This window comes from Streptomyces sp. P6-2-1 (assembly GCF_050613165.1).
Classification (GTDB): Bacteria; Actinomycetota; Actinomycetes; order Streptomycetales; family Streptomycetaceae; genus Streptomyces.
The window spans coordinates 6,571,282-6,591,073 of the sequence record NZ_CP192513.1; the positions used below are offsets into that span (position 1 = coordinate 6,571,282).

The window sequence follows — 19,792 nt, forward strand, 5'->3', positions numbered from 1 at the left end:
GGCCGACTTAGGTGGACCCCGCCTGACGACACGCCCCGTACCGGAGGTCCTGCTGTGTCCCTCGGCCCGCGTCCACCGGATCAGAAGCAGCTGACGGAGTCGGCTGCCGAACTGCACATACGGAAGGCGGCCTTCGCCCCCGGTCCGCCGCACCGGACGGGCGTGGGCCTGGAGTGGCTGCTCGTCCACCGGGCCGACCCGGCCCGTCAGGTGCCGCCGCAGGTGCTGAGCGGGGCCGCTGACGCCGTGCGACGGCTGCCGCTGCACTCCCTGGCCACCGTGGAGGCGGGCGGGCAGCTGAAGCTCAACGCGCGTCCCGCGGCCTCGCTGACGCGCTGCCTGCGCGCGATCGACGCGGATCTGGGCCTGATCCGCGAGCGCCTGCGCGATCTGGGCCTGGAGCCTGTCGGTCTCGGTCTGCACCCCTGGCTGCCGCCGCGCCGGGTGGTGGACTCCCCGCGCTACGCGGCCCTGGAGGCGCACTTCGACAGGTTCGGCCCCGCCGGGCGGTTCCTGATGACCAGGAGCGCGGCCACCCGGATTCTCGTGGACAGCGGCGAACGCGGGCCGGGCCCGCTCGGGCAGGGACGACGCTGGCGCATGGCGCACCTGCTCGGCGCGGTGCTCGCGGCCGCCTTCGCCAACTCACCGCTGCGCCTGGGGGCGCCCACCGGCCTCCGCTCGACGCGGCTGGCGCTGTGGACATCGCTGGAGGCGGGACTGGCACCCGCCCGGACCGAGGAGGCACCCGCCGCCGCCTGGTCGGCACACGTCCTGGACGCGCCCGTGATGTTCGTGAGGACGCACCGGGCACCGTGGTTCACCCCGCGCGGGCTGACCTTCAGGGACTGGGTCCGGGGCAAGGTGCGTGGTCTGCGTCCCACACTCGACGACCTCGACGGGCACATCGGCACGCTCTTCCCGCCGGTACGGCCGCGCCGCGGCCTGGAGCTTCGCATGATCGACGCCCAGCCCGGCCCCACCGGCTGGCTCGTCCCGCTCGCTGTCGCCTCCACGCTGTTCGACGACCCGGTCGCGGCGGAGACCGCCTACCGCGCCGTGAAACCCCTCGCCGACCGCGCGGGTGTGCTGCGCGCACCGCGCAATCCGCTGTGGCGTACGGCGATACGTGACGGACTGAGCCACCCGGAGCTGCGTGAGGCCGCCGTGCTCTGCTTCGCCGCGGCTCTGGAGGCCCTGCCCCGGCGCGGCGTGGGGGAAACCGTCCAGGGTGCGGTCGCCGCGTTCGCCGAGCGGTACGTGGCCCGGGGGCGCTGCCCGGCGGACGACGTGCTCGACCAGTGGAAGGAGAGCCACGCGTGAGCGCCCCGCCGTCCGCCGGGTTCACCCTTACCCGGGCCGAGGAGGGCGACGGCGTGGACTGCCTCGTCGCCGAAGTACTGCGGGGGCTCTCCCTGACACCCCGACGGTTACCAGGGCGTCTGGCCCGTCTCTCCGGGCGCAGGGAGCCCCACGCCGCGGATGCGCTGCTCGCCGCGCACCTCGACGAGGTCGCCGGTCGGCTCGCGCCCAGGACCGTGATCGACCTCGCGCCGGGCCGCCCGGCGCGCACCCGGAGGCTGCTCGACGCCCTGGGCACGGCGTCGACGTACGTGCCGGTCGCCGCTGCCGAAGCGGCGCTGACAAGCACCGCCCGCGCCCTGGCGGGGGAACGCCCCTGGCTGCGGGTGCGGGCGGTCCTGAGGGACCCCCTGCACGGCCTGGGACCGCTGCCGGCACCGGCGCCACGGCTCTTCGTGGTGCCGGGCAGCACCGTCGGGAGCCTGTGGCCGGCCGAGCGCGCGGCGTTCCTGATCGCCCTGCGCACGCTGCTGGGCCCCCAGGACGCGGTGCTGCTGGGCACGGAACTGGTACGGGAGGGAGCGGGGCGGGCGGAGCCGCCAGGAGACGAGCCGCGCGCCGCCGCGGCGCTCCACGGGGAACTGCTGGCACTCCTGAACCGGAAGCTCGACGCCGATTTCGCCCCGGACGCCTTCACGCATGCCGTGTCCTGGAACCCGCGACTGCTCAGGACCGAACTGCGCCTTCGGGCGCGGCACCCGGTGGCGGTGCGTATCCCGAAGGCAGGTCTGACGGTGCGGTTCGCCCCCGGCGAGGACGTCCTCACCGATATCGCGGCGAGGCTGCGCCCTCCCCAGCTGAGCGACGTGCTGGCGGGGGCCTGGCTGGCACCGACCCGCACCTGGACCGACGCGAGCGGCTGTCATGCCCTCACGCTCGCGACCCCCGAAGCCGCTTGACCCTCGGGCGTACCACCGACGCATCACCCCATGCACCACCGACGCATCACCGGACGCATCACCGGGCGCATCACTGGACCAGGAGGAGAGACATGGACAGCGAGCAGGGCGGAACAGAGACACGACTCCCCGCCATCCTGCGGGGGTTCGACCTGACCGATCAGCAGGCGTTCACCCGGGGGATTCCCTACGCACTCTTCGCGCGCCTCCGCAGCGAGGCCCCGCTGTTCCTGCACCCGCCGGGGCAGAGCGTGGACGGTGAGCCCTTCTGGGTGCTGACCCGTCACGCCGACATCACGGCGGCCGCCGCCGATCCCGCGTACTCCGCACAGGGCGGTGGCGGCCGTCAGGGCGGCGGCTCGCACCTCGACGACCTGGAGGCGGGCGGTCTGCCCGGTGTGCTCTTCGGCATGATGGACGATCCGCGCCACGCGCTCGTGAGGGCCCTGCTCCTGCCCTGGGTGACGGGACAGGAGGCGCTCGGCCGGGAGAAGGGCCTGCGGGAGCTGGCCGCGGAGCTGACAGCGACGGCGGTGGCGAGGAAAAGGGCCGACTTCATGGCCGAGGTGGCGGAGGAGTTCGCCATCCTGTCGATGGCGCTGCTCCTCGGCGTGCCCAAGGAGGACTGGGCCCAGCTCCTGGACTGGGGACGATCCTGCCTGGGGTTCCTCAACCGCCGCACCGGCCTGCCGGACGAGCGGTCCGTCGCCACCTTCGAGGCCATGCAGGGGTACTTCACGGGGCTCCTGGAGGCCAAGCGCGCCCGCCCGGGCCACGACATCGCGACGGTGCTCGCGACCGGTGACATCGCCCACGAGGGCGGTGCCGAGCCGCCCTTGTCGGCGGCCGAGCGAGCCGTGAATCTCACGGTGCTGATGGTCACCGGACTCGAACAGCCGCGCAACACGATCGCTGGTGCGGTGCTGGCGTTCGCCGAGCATCCCGAACAGTGGCAGGCGCTGCGGGCCGACCGTTCGCTGATGCCCACCGCCATCGAGGAGGTACTGCGCTGGAACCCGCCGAACCCCTACAACCGCCGCACCGCGACGCGGGACATGGAGCTGCACGGGCGCACCATCAAGGCCGGTGACAAGGTCACCTTCTGGTGGCCGGCGGCCAACCGCGACCCGTCGGTGTTCCCCGACCCCGACCGCTTCGACATCCGCCGCGACCCCAACCCCCACGTCTCCTTCGGCCACGGCACGCACTACTGCCTCGGCGACGAGACGGCGCGGCTCCAGATCCGGCTCGTGCTGGAGGAGCTTCTGGAGCGGGCCGCGCACATCGAGCCTGCCGGCGAGGTCGTATGGGGCGCCAACAACAAGCACACGGTGCTGCTCGACGTACCGCTCGCGTTCACCGCCGCTTCCCGGTGAACGACGGTGCGGCCGCGCGACAGCGCCCCCGTGGCCGCGCGGCCGCACCACTGACCGGCTGATCCGCCTGTGAGGCGTCCGCGCGCCATGCCCCGCGCCCCGCCCCGCCACGCCCCGCGCCACGACCGGAGGAGTCCGCCCCCGCACCGGCCGGTACGGGGGCGGACTCCTCCGGGGCATGGTCAGGCGGCCGCGGCCTGCTCGTAGATCCCGCTCAGGGTGCGCGCCTGGAGCAGTTGCGCGACGGGGACGCGGCGCCCGGTCTCGTTCTCCAGGGCGACCACGAGCTGGAGCACGTGGAGGGAGTCCCAGTCGACCACCTGATCGAGGTCCGATTCGAGGTCCGTGTCCACCAGCGGGAGGGCCAGCTCGTCCCGGACGATCCGGATGAAGTCACTCTGGCTGAGCATGGGCGCGTCCTTCGGAGAGTTCGGAGTCAAGTCGTAGGTGGCCGGGAACGGCGGGGAGTTCGGCGAGGTCGTGCCGGAAGCGCGACTCCGGCCCGTCGTCCTGCGCGGGCGTGAAGCCCACGGAGGGGTAGAAGTCCCGGAACTTGCCGTTCTTGCGGCTCGGACGGAAGACCGCCGTCACCTCGCCTGCTCCGGTGGCGGCGGCGTGGGCGAGCACATCACCGAGCACCGCCTGCTCGATGCCGCGCGCGAAGACCCGGCAGCTCAGCACCATGTTGTCGATGTGGAGACCGCCGGCGGTCCGGTGCGCGAACACGGCCCCCACGAGCCCGTTGTCACCGAAGCGGTCGGCGGACTCCACCGCGAGGACCAGCCGGTCGGGGTCCCCGGCCCACCGCTCCACGTCCTCCTGCCGCATACGCACGGTGGTGAGGTTGAACTGATTGGTCCGCAGCGTCAGTTGGGAGACACGCGGGAGATCGCGACCGGCCGCCCTGCGCACCGTGACCGTGAGCCCGAGCCGGTCCAGGTAGTCGCCGTAGGACGCGGAGGTGTCGAGGAGGTCCTGCCGTGCGGACTCGGTACGGTAGCGACCACCGCGCGCCCGGTCCTCCTCCGTCAGCCGCGGCACGTCGAACCAGCCGTCGGCCAGCAGCTTCTCGGGATGCAGCGCGGGCTCGTCGTCGAGACGGACGACGGCGACCTCCGGGAGCGAATCGGCGACCAGGCCGGTCTCGAACGCGGAGTCGTCGGCGAAGACGAAGCTGTCGGTCGCCAGGTTCAGCCGCTCGGCGATCTGCCGGATATTGCCGTCCTTGGGCAGCCAGTTGGCATTGATCTGCGCGAAGTCGCCCTCGCGCAGCACCATGTCGGGGTGGCCCCTGAGCACCTCGCGCACCGGCGCGTCGTCGTTCTTGCTGGACACGGCGAGCACGACGCCCTGCGCGGCGAGCTGTCTGACGACCTGCTGGAACCTGCCGAACGCCTCGCCCCTGAAGGTCGCCGCCGCGGCGATGCCCTCGGCCCCGTCGTCGCCCAGCACGCCGTCCCAGAGCGTGTTGTCGAGGTCGAGTACGAGCACCTTCTTGGCCCGCCCGCGCAGGGCCCTGGCCAGGTGCGCGGCCTCCCGCGCGTAGCGGCTCAAAAGCTCAGGACCCAGGTGGGCCTTGGCGTAGGCCGACATACGCGGCTCGTACGCGGCCCCTCCGGCGGCCGCGAGCGGCTCCATGTCGATGACGGCGAGCCGGGCGTGCCGCTCGGCGAGCCGCAGCAGTCCGGCATTGAACTCGCGCCAGACGATTCCGAGCCGCGCGCGCGAGGACAGGTCGATGAGCTGGCGCGCGTGGACGGGCCACAAGGGCACCGTGTTCAGTACGAGCGTCCCGCCCCCGTGCCGGGCGTAGGAGGCGGCGAGGCCGTCGAGCTGGGCGAGTTTGGCGGTGGTGACGCGTTCCACGTCCTCCACGCGCCAGGGCTGGGGGACTTCGTCGAAGACGACCTGCGGGTCGAGCACGCACAGGGCCAGCTCCGCGTCGGCCTGGTACAGGTCGCTGTCCGGCTCCTGGAGATCGCGGACGTAGGAGTCGAAGTCGCTCACGGCCGGTGTGAGGACGAGGCCGTGCCTGGCCAGCTCGGCGGTGAGCGGGGGGACCACGGCGCCGAGTGTGGAGTGCCCGGTCACGGCGACCGTGATGCCCTCCAGACGGGTGCCTTCGGCGGCCGCCTCCTTGAGCGCGCGGCCGGGGTCGAGACGGAGCAGGATCTGCCCCGCCCTGGTCAGGTCGCCCGTCCATGCCGCGCCGGACGCGAGGGGGCCGAGCAGCGCAGGGGCCTCGCCGAAGGCCCGTCCAGGTTCGTCGCGTGCGGCCAGTGCGCGCAGGCGCTCCAGCGGTTCGGTGCCGGGTCCGCTCATCGCGCGCTCGTCGACCACTCGGGCTGCTCCAGGATCTCGAACACGGCGCACCCGAAGGTGAAGCCCATGCCGATTCCGGCGAGCGCGACCTTGTCACCCGGGTGCACCTGGCCGCTCTCCAGGAGGTGCGTCAGGCCGGCGAACTGGTCGCCCGCGCCCAGGTGGCCGACGGTGCGTCCCCACTGCCACGCGGTCCTGGCCTCCTCGATGCCGGCCCGCTTGCGGAACTCCCAGTCGACGACCGTGCGGCCGACGTTGGGGAACACGAAGCAGGCGACATCCTTGCCGTCGGTGTCGGCGTCCGCCAGAGCCTCGTCGACGACCTGCTGCTGGCGCACCGTGGCCGCCTGCACGATCGCCGCGATGTCGCTGTCGCCCTGCGCCAGGTACCCCGTACGACGGGCCCGCAGGTCGAGCGGCCTGCCGCCCTCGCCGCTCGCCGCGTTCCACTCGTGGGCGCCGTGGTAGAAGCCCTCCGCCGCGGCGTCGGCCAGGAGCGAGGTGGACAGCAGCCGGGCCACGCCGGGGCGGCCGCCGTGCGTGAGGACGAGGGCGGTGCCTCCGTCGGCGAGCACGATGGACTTGTCCGAGCGGTAGCGGTCGTAGTCCGGCTCGGCGAAGACGTCCGACGTGGTCAGCAGCGCCGCCGACGGGCCCGGCGTATGGGTGAGGTACCCGGCGGCGAGCCCGAGGGCCGCGAGGCCGCCGTTGGAGAACTGCTTGATCTCCAGGGCCGTGCCGGTGCCGCCCACCGTGTGGTGCTGGATGTACGAGGCGGGCGCGAAGTGGTCGAGCCCCTGGTAGGCGCAGCTCGCGTGCGCGAGCAGGGCGACGTCCGGCAGCTCCTCGCCCGCCCGTTCCAGCGCCAGCCGGGCCGCTTCCACGGCCAGGCCGACGGCGGGCCCCGAGGAGGCCACCCGCACACTCTCGTAGTCGTCGTCGCGGAATTCGTCGGCGTCGTACCGGCCCTCGGCCACCACCTGCCTCAGGTCGGTGGTCACTCCCAGGTGTGCTGCCGAGGCGCCTACGTAGACCTCGTTCCAGCGCATGTGTCCTCCACAAGTACGGTTCGCTGTCGGTGTGTTCAGGAAGTCAGGCGCACGCGGACGGGAAGCTCCCCGAGGGTGCGCAGGCTCATGCCCGGGTAGTGCGCGGGGTGCTCGGTGACCAGCTCGATGTCGTGCCCGGCCAGCTCGGCGAGGGCGACCTGCGCGGTCATCCTGGCGATGGGGGCGGCGACGCAGAAGTGGATGCCGTGCCCGAACCCGAGGTTGCGGTTGGCGGGGCGGGTCAGGTCGAGCGCGTCCGGATTCTCGTACGCCTCGGGGTCGTGGTTGGCCGCGCCCAGCAGGAGGATGGCGTACTCGCCCTTGGCGAGCGTGATGCCGCCCACCTCGGTGTCCGCGAGGGCGGTGCGGGTGAGCAGCTGCAACGGCGGGTCCATGCGCAGGAGTTCCTCGACGACGCTCGCCGCCTTGTCCGTGTGGTCCCGGAACCAGTCGCGCTGCGCGGGCTCGCGCAGCAGGCCGAGGGTGCAGTTGCCCATCAGGGCCGCTGTCGCGCTGAACCCGGCGGCGAGGAGGTTCATGATGGTCATCGACAGTTCCAGCTCGGTGAGCCTGTCGCCTCCCTCCGCCTCCACGGCGACGAGGTCGCTGACGAGGTCGTCGCCGGGCTTGCGCCGCCGCTCGGCCACCATCTCGGCGCCCGCCGCGACGAAGCCGTCCCTGGCCGCGTCGCGGGCCGTGCGCTGTTCGGGCGTGAGCGTGAAGGCGGGGTCGAGCCCCCGGCCGCTCTCCTTGGAGAAGTCGAAGAAGTCCTGGTGGTAGCGCTGCGGTACGTCCAGGAGGTCACCGATGACCAGGCCGGACAGGGGCCGCAGGACGGTACGCATGAGGTCGACGGTGCCGTCGGAGCTTTCCTCGACCGCGGTGACCAGGAGCTGCTTCACGTACGCCGCGGCCTTGTCCCGCAGCCGTTCCACGGTGCGGGGCGTGAACGCCTTGGTGACGAGGGAGCGGATGCGGGTGTGGTCCGGCGGGTCCATGAACATCAGCGGACGGGCGGGCGGCCCGTCGGGGTTCGGGTAGAACTGGTCGGCGATCATGGGGTTGTCGCCCCAGCCGAAGACCGGGCTCTTGAATATCTCCGAGGTCAGCTGGTGGCTGAGCACCACGGTCGTTCCCGCGGGCATCCGGAATATCTGCCCCGACTCCTCCCTGATGCGGCGGTAGACCGGGTAGGGGTCGAGCTGGAAACCCGGGTCGAAGGGATCGAAGGGGAGGAGTTGCTTGACGACATCGACATCGAATGCGGGCATGTCCGTGGTCATGACGAGTGTTCTCCTCTGACGTCGTGCGGGAGTGGAGGGGGAGGAGCGGGTGGGGGAGGAGGTGGGGGAGGAGCGGAGGGGCTTAGAGGCGGGAGAAAGGGGAGGACAAGGGCCGGGGCGGCCGGGGCGGCTCAGGCGCCGATGAGGTCGTCGAGGTCCGCGCCGCCTTGCCAACGGGCGCTCAGCGCCGCGTGGTCCGTCGCGCCCTGTTCTTCGTCGGACACGGCGGAGAACCGGCGCCACAGGTCCGCGATCCTGTGCTCGGCGTCCGCGCAGTACAGCCCGGCGAGTGCCTGGGCGTCCGCTGTCCCCGAAGCGCCGTCGGCCGGTGCGGCCGCGCTGCGCGCGAGGACGGTGAACACGGTGAACAGCTCTCCGGCCAGCCTGCCCAGGAGTGCCACCAGGCGTTGCCGCTCGAAGAGCTGGGCGCGATCGTCGTGGGTGGCGACGAGGCCGCGGCAGATCGCGTGGAACCGTGCCATGTGCTGCTCCGCGGAGCGGAGATGAGCGGCGTTCGCCGCGCTCAGGGCCCGGGGCCAGGCGGCGGGGGACGGGGAACCGGGCGCGGCCGTCGCGTCGGCCTCGTCCGTGTCGTAGTACCAGGAGAGCAGCTGGCACATCCCGGTCCAGTCCAGCTGGAAGTCGACGTTCCCCGCGACCCGCAGCCCGCGAGCGTCCCGGAAGGCCCGTTCCACGGGCAGCCCGGGCGCACCGCGGAGGGTCTTGCTGCGTACGGTCTCGATGCCTTCGCCCCCGAGTACCGACACGGCCCTGTCGACCAGACGCCAGGCGGTGCGCACCGAGACGTTCTTGACGAGGGTCCGTTCGAGCCAGCGGTCGGTGGGCCCGGAGTCGAGCAGGCACCAGCGCACGACGCTCTCCAGCGCGTACACCTCGCTCAGGGACTGGGCCAGGAGGCGCTGGATCTGTTCGTAGGACTCCAGGGGCCTGCCATTGACGGAGCGCCGGGCGACGAAGTGGCGCATCCATTCGACGGAGTTCTTGGCGAGGGCCAGAGCGGGGCCGGAATTGAAGAAGAGCTGGCCGAGCAGAACCGTGGGCCCCATGAGAGGCGTCGCGGCGGGGAACCCGGCAGCGCCCGGCTCGCCGATCAATACGTGTTCCGGAAGGACCCGTACGTTCGTCAGGCGCAGCGCTCCGTTGGGCAATCCCTTGCTGCCGGTGAACTCGGATTCCGAGGTGACCTCGTAGCCCTCGCAGTCGGCTGCCACGAAGCAGACGCAGAGCCTGCGGGCGGCCCCCTCGCCGAGGACGGCGGACACGGCGAGGAACTCGGCCACCGGACCACCACCGGTGAAGAGCTTCTGACCGTTCAGTACGTAGTGACTGCCGTCCGCGGACGGGGAAAGCGTCGTGGTCGGCCAGATGTTGTTGCGGCCTCCGGGCTCCGTGACGGCGAACGCCGAGGTCACCCCGGCCGCGACCCGCTCACGCACGTGGTCGCGGAGCGGCCCCGGGGGCAGGCCGGGCAGCAGCGCCGCCACGCCGACGCCGGCCTGGACGGAGAGGAACTGGCCGACAGGGACGCTCGTACGACAGGCGTGCTCGACGAGCCGGAAGACGTTGAACGTGGAGAGCGCGAGCCCGCCGACGCCGGTGTCGTTCTGGAGGCGCAGGAGGCCGCGCGCCCGCAATTCGTCCAGAAAACCGCCGGGGAATGCCCGGCCCTGGTCGACCTCCTCGGCGTCGAGCTGCTCTTCGAGCAGTTGTCCGAGTTCATCGATGTGGACCGCGCCTGCTTTTCTGTCCGATTCTTCCTGCTCCGGGAAGGGATCGAAGATGCCGGGATCGAAATTCCCCGAGGCGAAGGCGGTCAGGATACTCGGCGCCACTGCTCGCTGCTCTGGTCCAGAAGGCCGGGAGGTCACGGCTTTCCACCCCTCACGTCGCCGGAATGTTGGTGAATTCCGGCACCACGCTAAAGCGGTGGAACCCCTAAAGAGCAACCCCTGTCCCACCCGCCCCCACCCCTACTGAGCCGCACCACGACCGCGCGGCGGAGTAGGGGGAGGGCGGTGGAGGATGATCCCCTCAGCGCCGGGCGATCAGGTGGGGAGGCTGCTCCGGTCGCTGTCGTAGGCCGCTTGCGCCGCCGCGATGTTGTCCAGATTCCGCAGTGCCCATTCGGCCAATCCTTCGAGTGGCGCGTGCAGTTCGCGGGCCAGATCGGTTGCCGTGTACTCGACGCGTGCCGGCACGGTGGGGTACACCGTTCGCTGGACCAGGCCGTCGCGCTCCAGGTTGCGCAGGGTGAGGGACAGCATGCGTCGGCTGATCCCGTCGATCCGGCGCTCCAGTTCGGTGAACCGGACGGGGCCGTTGGTCACCGCCAGGATGATCTGCACGCTCCACTTGCCGCCCACACGGTCAATCACCTCTCGAACCGGGCAGGCGAGAGCGTGGATTTCCGGGTCGGTAACACCGGTGTTCCCTCGGGACATAAAAGTGCCTCCTTCCGCTGAACGTCATCCTCACAGATCCTATTGCGGGTAACAAGTTGTGCCCCAAGGGTACGAATCTGCCCTCTCCCCACTGAGAAGGACTCAGGTAGTGGCCTCCACTGATTCCGGTGCCAAGCCGCGGACCGGGCTTGCGCTCGTGCTCCTGGCTTTCGCCCAGTTCATCATCACGATCGACTACAACATCGTTTACGTAGCGCTGCCCGACATCGGCAAGGACCTGGACTTCTCCGCCCAGTCCCTCCAGTGGGTCGTGAGTGCCTACCTCCTCGGCTTCGGCGGCTTCCTGCTGCTGGGCGGCCGGGTGGTGGACCGCTTCGGTCAGCGGCGCATCTTCATGGCAGGGCTCTCCCTGTACGGGATCTCCTCCCTGGTGGGCGGCTTCGCCTCCGAGCCGTGGATGCTGGTGGCGTCCCGCGCCGTTCAAGGCATCGGCGGCGCTCTCCTGACCCCGGCGATCCTCGCCCTGATCATGACCTCGTTCGCCGAGGGCCCCGAGCGCAACAAGGCGCTCGGCGTCTGGGGAGCGGCCGGCAGCTCCGGCCTCGCCGCCGGCGCGCTTCTCGGCGGTCTGCTCACCAACTACCTCGGCTGGGAAGCGGTGTTCTTCGTCAACGTGCCGCTCGCCGCGCTCGCGGTGCTCGCGGCGCCGCGGCTGCTCGCCCCCGACCGCACGGCCTCCGACCGGGGTGCCTTCGACCTGCCGGGCGGACTCCTCGCCACCGCGGGCTCCTCCGTCCTCGTCTTCGGCCTCGTCAGCGGTCCCGAAGCGGGCTGGGGTTCGCTGCGCGGCGCGGGGGCGATCGCCGGCGGCCTGGTGCTGCTCGCCGTGTTCCTGCTGGTGGAGTCCCGCTCCGGCAGCCCGCTCGTCCCGCTGCGGCTGCTGCGTCACCGCAGCCTGGCCACGGCGATGGCCGTGATGTTCATCTTCCTCGGCTCGCTCAGCGGCGCCTACTACCTCTTCACCACCTACCTCCAGACGGTGCTCGGGTACGACGCGCTCCAGGCCGGACTGGCGTTCCTGCCGCTCACGCTGATCTCGATGGTGGCGGCGGGCAAGCTGGCTCCGATGGCCCTCGCCAAGTGGGGACTGCGCGCCACGCTGGCCAGCGGCATGTTCTTCATCGGTGTCGGCCAGATGCTGCTCGCCCTCGCCTACTCGGCCGACGGCAACTTCTGGGCCCTGATGCCGGGCACGATCATCTGGGGGCTCGCGGGGTACGGCTTCCCTGCGATGTTCGCCGCCGTGGGCGCCGGTATCGCCCCCGAGGAGCAGGGTGTCGCCTCCGGTCTGGCCACGACGGCCCAGCAGGTCGGTGGCGCCGTCGGTCTGGCGGCGATCGTCGCCATCGCCAACGCGGGCCTGGAGCTGAACAACGGCACGGCCACGGCGGAATCCCTCAGCGACGGCCTGCGGATCGCGGGTCTCGTGGGTGGCGCGGCGCTCGTCGTCGCCGCCGTGATCGCCCTGGCGCTCAAGAAGCCCGAGGCCGCCGAGGGCGGGGACGAGGTTCCCGCGGGGGAGCGGGACGCAGCGACCTCGGAGGTGTGACCCACGCCGCCCCGGACCTCCCCGCGGCCGAACGGCCCCGGCACCGCCACAGCGGGCCGGGGCCGGCTTCGTGCGCCCGGCGCACGCGAAGCGCCTCGGCGGTGCGGGTTCTCGGCGGTGCGGGCTCTCGGCCGTGCGGGCCCTCGGCCGTACGGGTCAGGACAGCGACGGGCGGGGCGCACCGGTGGCAGCCGGTACGCCCCGCCCGTCCCCGTGGTCAGCCGGTCGGCGTACGGGGCTTCGCCAGTGCGGCCAGGACGCCTCGCGCGGCGGCGAGTTCGCCCGGCGTCGTACCGCTGGCCGCGACGTACCCGTCCGGGCGCAGCAGCACGAAGCCCCGGGCGGGACCCGGCAGTGGGCGGTACGTGACCAGGTCCGGGTATTCCCCGGCGAACTCCCGGGCGCGCTCCGCGAGCCGTCCGTGTCCGCTCCCCGCGACGCACAGCCGCAGCGCGTCACCCGCCTCGGCTGCCCCCGCCTCCAGGCCGGGCGGGGTGCGTTCCCCCGCGCGGGCCAGGCGGGCGGCGCGCAGCGCCAGCGCCCGGGTCGTGCCGCGCAGCGGCCCCCGCGCGCCTGCCTGCCGCGGGTAGTGGATGCGTCGGCCCGCGATCAACGGGGCGAACCACCGGCGCAGTACCCCTGCCGACTCCAGGGCCCGCCACAGCCCGTCGCGGACGCCCGTCGCCCAGGACGGCACGGTGAACAGCCGCACGAATTGCCGCGTGTTGCGCACGGTCTGCGCCGCCGCGTGGCGCCGCTCGGTGTCGTACGCGCTGAAGACGGCGGGATCGAGCCGCCCGGCCAGCACGCCCGCGAGGCGCCAGGCGAGGTTGCGCACGTCCTGGAGCCCGAGGTTGAGGCCCTGGCCGCCGACCGCCGCGTGGGTGTGGGCGGCGTCGCCGACCAGGAGACAGCGGCCCTTGACGAAGTGTTCGGCGATCCGCTCGTGGCTCGCGAACTTCGAGAGCGCCGTCAGCTCGGTCAGCCGCATGCCGGTCGCCCCTCGTTCGGCCAGGAGGCGCCGCACCGCTTCGGCGCTCGGCTCGAAGTCCTCGGGAACGGGGAAGCCCGCACGGGCGACACCGTGGTGCATCGGCGCGAACACCAGGGAGCCGGTGCGGCCGAAGTAGTAGTGGACACCACCGGGCGCGTGGCTGTCGTCGAAGCGTCCCTCGGCGATGAGGAACGGGCTGGGCACGGCTTCCCCGGGAAAGCCGATGCCGAGCGCCTCCCGCACCGTGCTGCGCACCCCGTCCGCGCCGATCAGCCACTCGGCGTCGAGTAGTTCGGACGTGCCGTCGGGCCGCTCGGCCTTGACGCTGACGCCGCCGTCGGTCCGGGCGACATCGGTGACCTTCAGGGCCCGTTCCACGCGGACGCCCAGACTTTCGAGGCGGGCCTCCAGGATCTCGTTGGTCTGCTCCTGGGGCAGCAGCAGGGGTTCGTTGACGCCACCGAGGCGGACCCGCAAGGCGGTGCTGCCCGCCAAGTGGTACACCATCTCCGTGACCCGGGTACCCCGGCGTTCCGCCTCGTCGAGTACGTCGAGTTCGCGCAGCACGTCCAGGGCTCCCGGCCACAACTGCAAAGCCCGCGAGCCGGTCACCGGGGTGTCCGCGGCGTCGATGATCCTGACGCCGACCCCGCGCTTCCGCAGCGCGACGGCCGCGGCGAGACCGCAGGGTCCCGCTCCGACAATCAGCACCGCACTTCTGGCACTCATTCCTCATGCTCCTTCGCCGGGTCCGCACCACGGTGGCCGAGCCAGTCCCGCACAGCGCGGGCGGCAGCCTCCGCATGCTGCTCGATCAGGGTGAAGTGGTCCGCACGGATCTCGGCCGCCTCGTGGGGCCGCTCCCAGACCGCCCGCCAGCCGTCGTCGTCCCCCGCCGCTCCCGGCACCGGTGTCCCGGCGCGGACGAGCAGCGTGGGCGCCTGGACAGGTACGTAGGCCCAGTCGCGCAGCAGGGCGAGATGCTGGCCCATCGCGGTCAGCCGCGTGTCGTCGAGCGGCGTGAGTTCGCCCGCCCGCTGCGCCATGCCCGCGAGGACGGCCGGGGTCACCCGTACGGCCTGCCCCGTCCTCGGGGCGGAGGTGTCCAGCAGGACGACACCGCCCACCCGCTCCCCCTGGCTCTCCAGGTGGTGCGCCACGAGGTGGGCGAGCAGCCCGCCCGACGAATAGCCCACGAGGGCGTACGGCGCCCCCGCGGCCGCGCGCCGTACGGTCTCGGCGAGCGCCGCCACGAGGGCGTCCAGCGTCGCGGGAAGCCGCTCGCCGTCGTCGTACCCGCGCAACGGCACGGCGTGGACGGGCCGTTCGCCGCGGAAGGGCGCGGCGAAGCGGGCGTACTGGTGCGGGCCCGTGGAGGCGAGCACGGTCGGCAGGCAGAACAGCGCCGTGCGCGCGCCGTCACCGTTCGCGAGCCGTACCGGTTCCGGCAGCTCGTCGGGGAGGGGCAGGGTGAAGGCGTCCCGGTCCTTCGCGAGCGCGGCGAGCCGCTCGGTGAACGCGTCGGTGTCGCGCGGGACCTCCAACGCCGCGCGCAGTTCCTCGCGCAGGGCGAAGGAGGGCTCGGGCGCGCGCTCGGGCGTGTCCCTCGCGAACTGCCGGTCGAGGTGGTCGGCCAGGGCACGCGGCGTGCGGCAGTCGAGCACCGCGCGGGCCCGCAAGGGCAGTCCTGTCGCCTCGGCGAGCCGACCGCGCAGTTCGACCGTGGTGAGCGAGTCGAGGCCCGCCTCCATGAACGGGCGCAGGGGGTCGACGGAGCTGCCGTCGGGGTGTCCCAGGACGGCGGCGACCTCCGCGCGGACGAGGTCGTGCAGGGCGGCGAGCCGCTCCTCGGGCGAGAGGGCGGCGAGGCGCTCGGGGGAGGCCGGGGCGCCGGAGGGCTCCGCCCGGTCCCGTACGCGCGCGACCTGGGGCAGGGCCCCGAGCAGCGGATCGCGGCGCACCCCGTCGACGTGGCGCGCGTAGCGCTCCCAGTCGACGGTGGCGAGCAGCGCGACGTCCTCCTCGCGTGCCAGGGCGGCGGGCAGGGCCCGCAGCGCCGTGTCCGGGGTCATCGGCGGCAGACCGCGCGCGGCGAGCAGTGCGTGCCGGGCGGGGTCGTCGCCCGTCCAGGGGCCCCAGGCCACGGAGGTGGCGCGCAGCCCCGACCGGCGCCACTGCCCGGCGAGCGCGTCGAAGGCGGCGCCGACGGCGCCGTGGGGCGCGGAGGCGGGGCCGGTGCCCAGCGTGCCGGCGAGCGAGGAGTACAGCACGAAGGCGTCGGGCGCGAAGGGACGCGTCAGCCGGTGCAGGTTCTCGGCCGCGCGTACCGCTTCCGTCAGGGCGCCCTGAAGCCGGGCCGCCCGCGGAGGGCCCGGCCGCGCGGAGCCGGGGCCGGGGGACACGTCGGCGAGGAAGGCGCTCGCGTGGAAGACGGCGCGGAGACCGTCGGGCAGGCGCTCCAGGAGCGCGGCCAGGGCACCGGCGTCGCCTGGGTCGCAGTCGGCCACGGTGACCGTGGCTCCCGATGCCTCCAACTCCTTGACCAATGAGGACAGTCGCTTGACCGAGGCCGCCCGGCCCTCCTGTTCGCGCTGTGCGCCCTGCCCGCCGTGGTGCCCGCCCCGTTCCCCGGCGTCGCGGGTGAGCAGGAGGCTCCTGGCCCCGGCGGAGGCGAGCCACCGGGCGGTGGCGGCACCCTGCCCCGACACCCCTCCGGTGACGAGCACGGTCCCCGGCTTCGTCACCCAGGCCGGTGTTCCCGCCGGTTCCTGCGTGCCGGTCACGAGGCGCGGCACATGGAGCCCGGAGGCCCGTACGGCGAACCGGTCCTCGGGCCCGCGCGCCGTGCACGCGCGCACGGCCCTGGTGACCGCGCGGGCGTCGGGCCGGGAGGGCAGGTCAACCAGACCGCCCCATGTCTTCGGGCTCTCCGCGGCCGCTGCCGCCCCGAGCCCCCACACCGCCGCCTGCCAGGGGTCCGCCGGTGCGTCGGTGTCCGCCACGGTGACCGCGCCGCACGTGAGGGACCAGAGCGGGACCTGCGCGCCGACGTCGGTCATGGCGCCGAGGAGCGCCGCGGTGGCGGCGGCGCCACGGGAAGGGGACGCGCCGTCGCCGCGGCGGCCGGCGAGCGGCAGCAGCGAGAGCACTCCCACGGGCGTGTCCCTGGCGTGCCCCGCCTCGTGCCGCAGCAGGCCGGACAGGTGCCCGCGCCAGTCGTCCGGGTCGTGCGTCAGACCGGTCGTGATCCGTACGACGTGGCTCCCCTCGTCCTCAAGCGCGCGCGTCAGCGCGGAGGCGAGGGAGCCGAGCGTCATGGCGTCGTGCGTGTCGCTCGCCGGCTCCTCCGCGGCCGGGACCAGGAGCAGCCAGGTGCCGCCGGGCGCGACGCTCTCGGGCGGCTCGACGGGCTGCCACCGCACCCGGTGGACCCGCGGCCCACCGGGCACGGCCTGCTTCCCCTCGCGCCGCCACCGGGCCAGCGCCCTGCGCAGCGCCTCGGGGACGTCGTCCTCACCGAGCCCGGTGAGCCGGGCCAGAGCCCCGGGGTCCGGACTCTCCACGGCTGCCCAGAACGCGGACTCCTCCGTGGCGGGCGCGGCGGCTCGCGGCTCGGCCCAGTAGCGCCGCCGCTGGAAGGCGTAGGTCGGCAGCTCGGCCAAGGGGCCCGCCGCGGGCAGCAGCGGGGACCAGTCCACGGCCACTCCGTGCACGTGCGCCCGGGCGAGCGCGGCCCCGAACCGCGCCGGTCCGCCCTCGCCGCGGCGCAGGCTGGGCAGGGTGAGGGCGGTGCCCGTGGTCTCCAGGACCTCGGCGACGGCGAAGGTCAGCACGGGGTGCGGGCTCACCTCGCAGAAGGTCCTGAGCCCGTCGTCGGCGAGAGCCGTCACGGCCCGGTCGAAGCGCACGGTGTGCCGGAGGTTGCGGAACCAGTAGGCGCCGTCGAGGTGTTCGGTGGCCACCACCGCGCCCTCCACGGAGGAGTAGAACGGGATCGCCGACGGCTTCGGCGCGAGGCCCGCCAGGTCCGCCGCCAGTCGCGGCCCCACCGCCTCCACGTGGGGCGAGTGGCCCGCCTGCGCGGCCGGCAGCCGCTTGGCACGAATTCCTTCGCGCGCGCACTCGTCGAGCAGCTCGGCGCAGGCCCGCGCGTCCCCGGAGACCACCACGGACGACGGGGCGTTGACCACCGCGATGTCCAGCAGCCCGGCCCAGCGTTCGAGGCGCTCGGCGGTCCGCTCGGCCGACTGCGCGACCGACACCATCCCGCCTGTGGGCAGCGAGGCCAGGGCCCGGCTGCGGGCCGCCACCACACGCGCGCCCTCGTCCAGGCTCAGCGCGCCGACGACGGTCGCTGCGGCGACCTCGCCCTGGCTGTGCCCGACCACGGCGGCCGGTTCGACCCCGTGCGCACGCCACAACCCGGCGAGCGACACCATGACGGCCCACAGCACCGGCTGGACGACGTCGACGCGTTCCAGGAGCGCGGCGTCGCCGAGCGCCCGCGCGGGCGAGAAGTCCACGTAGGGGCCGAGCGCCGCCGCGCACGCGTCGAAACGGGTCCGGAACACCGGTGAGGCGGCGAGGAGTTCCTCGGCCATTCCCACCCACTGCGAGCCGTGGCCGGGGAAGACGAAGACCACGCCGTCCCTGTCCCCGGCCACCCCTGTCACCACTCGTTCGGACGGCTCACCGGCGGCGAGTGCGCGCAGCCCCGTGAGGAGCTGTGCGCGGTCGGTGCCGAGGACGACGGCGCGGTGGTCGAGCGTGGCGCGGCTGGTGGCGAGGGCGTGGCCGATCCGGGAGGGGGAGTGTTCGGGGTGTCCGGTCACGTGGTGTACGAGGCGGGCCGCTTGGGCCCGCAGCCCGGCCGCGCTCGCGGCCGACACCAGGAGCGGGACGGTCGCGGGTGCCGTCCCGGCTTCGTGCCCGGCCGCTTCCGGCGGCACGGCCTCGTGCTCCGCCTCCCGCTCCGCGGTGGCCGCGGGCTCCTCGGGGGGCTGCTCCAGGACGACGTGGGCGTTGGTGCCGCTCATCCCGAAGGCGGAGACGGCGGCGCGGCGCGCGCGGCCGGTGTCCGGCCACTCCTGTTCTTCGGTGAGGAGGGAGACGGCACCGGCGTCCCAGTCCACGAACGACGACGGCCGGTCCACGTGCAGGGTGCGCGGCAGCAGTCCCTCGCGCAGGGCCAGCACCATCTTGATGACCCCCGCGACGCCCGCGGCGGCGAGAGTGTGGCCGAGGTTGGACTTCACGGAGCCGAGCCACAAGGGGCGGTCCGGTGCGCGGCCCTGCCCGTACGTGGCGAGGAGCGCCTGCGCCTCGATGGGATCGCCGAGGCGGGTCCCCGTCCCGTGCGCCTCCACCGCGTCCACGTCCCCCGTGCCGAGACCGGCGTCCTCGAGGGCCGCGCGGATGACTCCGCGCTGGGCTGAACCGCTCGGCGCGGTCAGGCCGTTGCTGGCGCCGTCCTGATTGAGGGCGCTGCCCCGCACCACGGCGAGCACCCGGTGCCCCTTGCGGCGCGCCTGGCTCAGCCGTTCCACGACGAGGACCCCGACGCCCTCCGAGAAGCCGGTGCCGTCGGCGGCCTCGGCGAACGCCTTGACCCTGGCGTCCGCCGCGAAGCCGCGCTGCCTGCTGAAGTCCACGAACGACGAGGGGGTGGTCATCACGCTGACCCCGCCGACCAGGGCGAGCGAGCACTCGTCGGAGCGCAGCGCGCGCACGGCGAGGTGCAGGGCGGTCAGCGACGAGGAGCAGGCCGTGTCGACGGTGACCGCGGGGCCTTCCAGGCCGAACGTGTACGCCACCCGGCCCGACAGCACGCTGCCCGAGACGCCGGTGAGCCGGTAGGGCTCGATGTCGGCGGGCGGCGCGTGCAGCATCGCCTGGTAGTCCGCGGCGGCGCAGCCCGCGTAGACGCCGGTGCGGCTGCCGCGGAGTCCGGCGGGGTCGATCCCGGCCCTCTCCAGGGCCTCCCACGACGTCTCCAGGAACAGCCGCTGCTGCGGGTCCATCGCGAGTGCCTCGCGCGGGCTCACGCGGAAGAACTCCGCGTCGAACTCCGCCGCGTCGTACAGGAACCCACCCTCGCGCACGTACGAGGTGCCGGCCCTGTCCGGGTCGGGATCGTAGAGGTGTTCCAGGTCCCAGCCGCGGTCCTGGGGGAAACCGGACACGGCGTCGCCGCCGGAGGTCACCAGCTCCCACAGGTCCTCGGGCGAGCGCACCCCGCCGGGGAAGCGGCAGCTCATCCCGACGATCGCGACCGGCTCGGTGGCCCGCTCCCTGGTCTCGCGCAAACGGCGGCGGGCGTCCTGGAGTTCGACCGTGGCGCGCTTGAGGTAGTCACGGAGCTTGTCTGTGTCAGACATCGCTGTCCTCGTCGGTCGGGGCGCCCAGCTCGCTGTCGATGAGGGCGAAGAGGTCGTCGTCGGACGCGGTGTCGATGCGCTCGGCGAGCGCGTGGTCG

12 protein-coding genes are annotated in these 19,792 nt (G+C 73.4%); 4 read left to right on the forward strand and 8 right to left on the reverse strand.

Annotated features, from left to right (window positions below; all coding sequences use genetic code 11):
- The first annotated feature begins 54 nt into the window (after positions 1–54).
- The 3 genes from ACQYWQ_RS27730 (at position 55) to ACQYWQ_RS27740 (ending at position 3,637) form a co-directional block, all read left to right on the forward strand.
- Positions 55–1,323 carry a glutamate-cysteine ligase family protein gene (locus ACQYWQ_RS27730; RefSeq protein ID WP_431038415.1) on the forward strand — a complete coding sequence of 423 codons (1,269 nt, stop codon included), beginning with the start codon at positions 55–57 and terminating at the stop codon, positions 1,321–1,323.
- Positions 1,320–2,261 (forward strand): L-histidine N(alpha)-methyltransferase, encoded by a 942-nt coding sequence (locus ACQYWQ_RS27735; RefSeq protein ID WP_431038417.1) that lies wholly within the window; start codon positions 1,320–1,322, stop codon positions 2,259–2,261. Before ACQYWQ_RS27730 ends, ACQYWQ_RS27735 begins: the two co-directional genes overlap by 4 nt.
- A 92-nt stretch (positions 2,262–2,353) precedes the next feature.
- On the forward strand, positions 2,354–3,637 hold the full coding sequence (locus ACQYWQ_RS27740) for a cytochrome P450 (protein WP_431038418.1): 1,284 nt from the start codon (positions 2,354–2,356) through the stop codon (positions 3,635–3,637).
- 182 nt (positions 3,638–3,819) lie between these two features.
- On the opposite strand, the gene ACQYWQ_RS27745 is transcribed toward ACQYWQ_RS27740, so the two are convergent.
- The 6 genes from ACQYWQ_RS27745 to ACQYWQ_RS27770 all read right to left on the reverse strand — a co-directional run bounded on the left by ACQYWQ_RS27745 (position 3,820) and on the right by ACQYWQ_RS27770 (position 10,753).
- Positions 3,820–4,047, reverse strand: a complete 228-nt coding sequence (locus ACQYWQ_RS27745; protein WP_431038420.1) for an acyl carrier protein — start codon at positions 4,045–4,047, stop codon at positions 3,820–3,822.
- On the reverse strand, positions 4,031–5,959 hold the full coding sequence (locus tag ACQYWQ_RS27750) for an HAD-IIIC family phosphatase (RefSeq protein ID WP_431038422.1): 1,929 nt from the start codon (positions 5,957–5,959) through the stop codon (positions 4,031–4,033). Before ACQYWQ_RS27750 ends, ACQYWQ_RS27745 begins: the two co-directional genes overlap by 17 nt.
- Positions 5,956–7,008 carry a ketoacyl-ACP synthase III family protein gene (locus ACQYWQ_RS27755; RefSeq protein WP_431038424.1) on the reverse strand — a complete coding sequence of 351 codons (1,053 nt, stop codon included), beginning with the start codon at positions 7,006–7,008 and terminating at the stop codon, positions 5,956–5,958. Before ACQYWQ_RS27755 ends, ACQYWQ_RS27750 begins: the two co-directional genes overlap by 4 nt.
- Before the next feature lie 35 nt (positions 7,009–7,043).
- A complete protein-coding gene (locus ACQYWQ_RS27760; protein WP_431038426.1) occupies positions 7,044–8,291 on the reverse strand; it encodes a cytochrome P450 in 1,248 nt (415 codons plus the stop codon).
- A gap of 131 nt (positions 8,292–8,422) precedes the next feature.
- A complete protein-coding gene (locus tag ACQYWQ_RS27765; RefSeq protein ID WP_431038428.1) occupies positions 8,423–10,144 on the reverse strand; it encodes an acyl-CoA dehydrogenase family protein in 1,722 nt (573 codons plus the stop codon).
- A gap of 213 nt (positions 10,145–10,357) precedes the next feature.
- The gene (locus ACQYWQ_RS27770) at positions 10,358–10,753 is read right to left on the reverse strand and encodes a winged helix-turn-helix transcriptional regulator (RefSeq protein WP_431038430.1); all 396 of its coding nucleotides are present in this window, start codon (positions 10,751–10,753) and stop codon (positions 10,358–10,360) included.
- 109 nt (positions 10,754–10,862) lie between these two features.
- Here ACQYWQ_RS27770 and ACQYWQ_RS27775 point away from each other — a divergent pair, with 109 nt between their 5' ends.
- Positions 10,863–12,323, forward strand: coding sequence for an MFS transporter (locus tag ACQYWQ_RS27775; RefSeq protein ID WP_431038431.1), 1,461 nt, complete (start codon positions 10,863–10,865; stop codon positions 12,321–12,323).
- Between the two features lie 217 nt (positions 12,324–12,540).
- On the opposite strand, the gene ACQYWQ_RS27780 is transcribed toward ACQYWQ_RS27775, so the two are convergent.
- Entirely contained in the window at positions 12,541–14,046 is a 1,506-nt protein-coding gene (locus ACQYWQ_RS27780) for an FAD-dependent oxidoreductase (protein ID WP_431038432.1), read from the reverse strand.
- Complete coding sequence (locus ACQYWQ_RS27785; RefSeq protein ID WP_431038433.1) at positions 14,043–19,694, reverse strand: type I polyketide synthase; 5,652 nt, start codon at positions 19,692–19,694, stop codon at positions 14,043–14,045. Before ACQYWQ_RS27785 ends, ACQYWQ_RS27780 begins: the two co-directional genes overlap by 4 nt.
- Positions 19,695–19,792 lie beyond the last annotated feature (98 nt).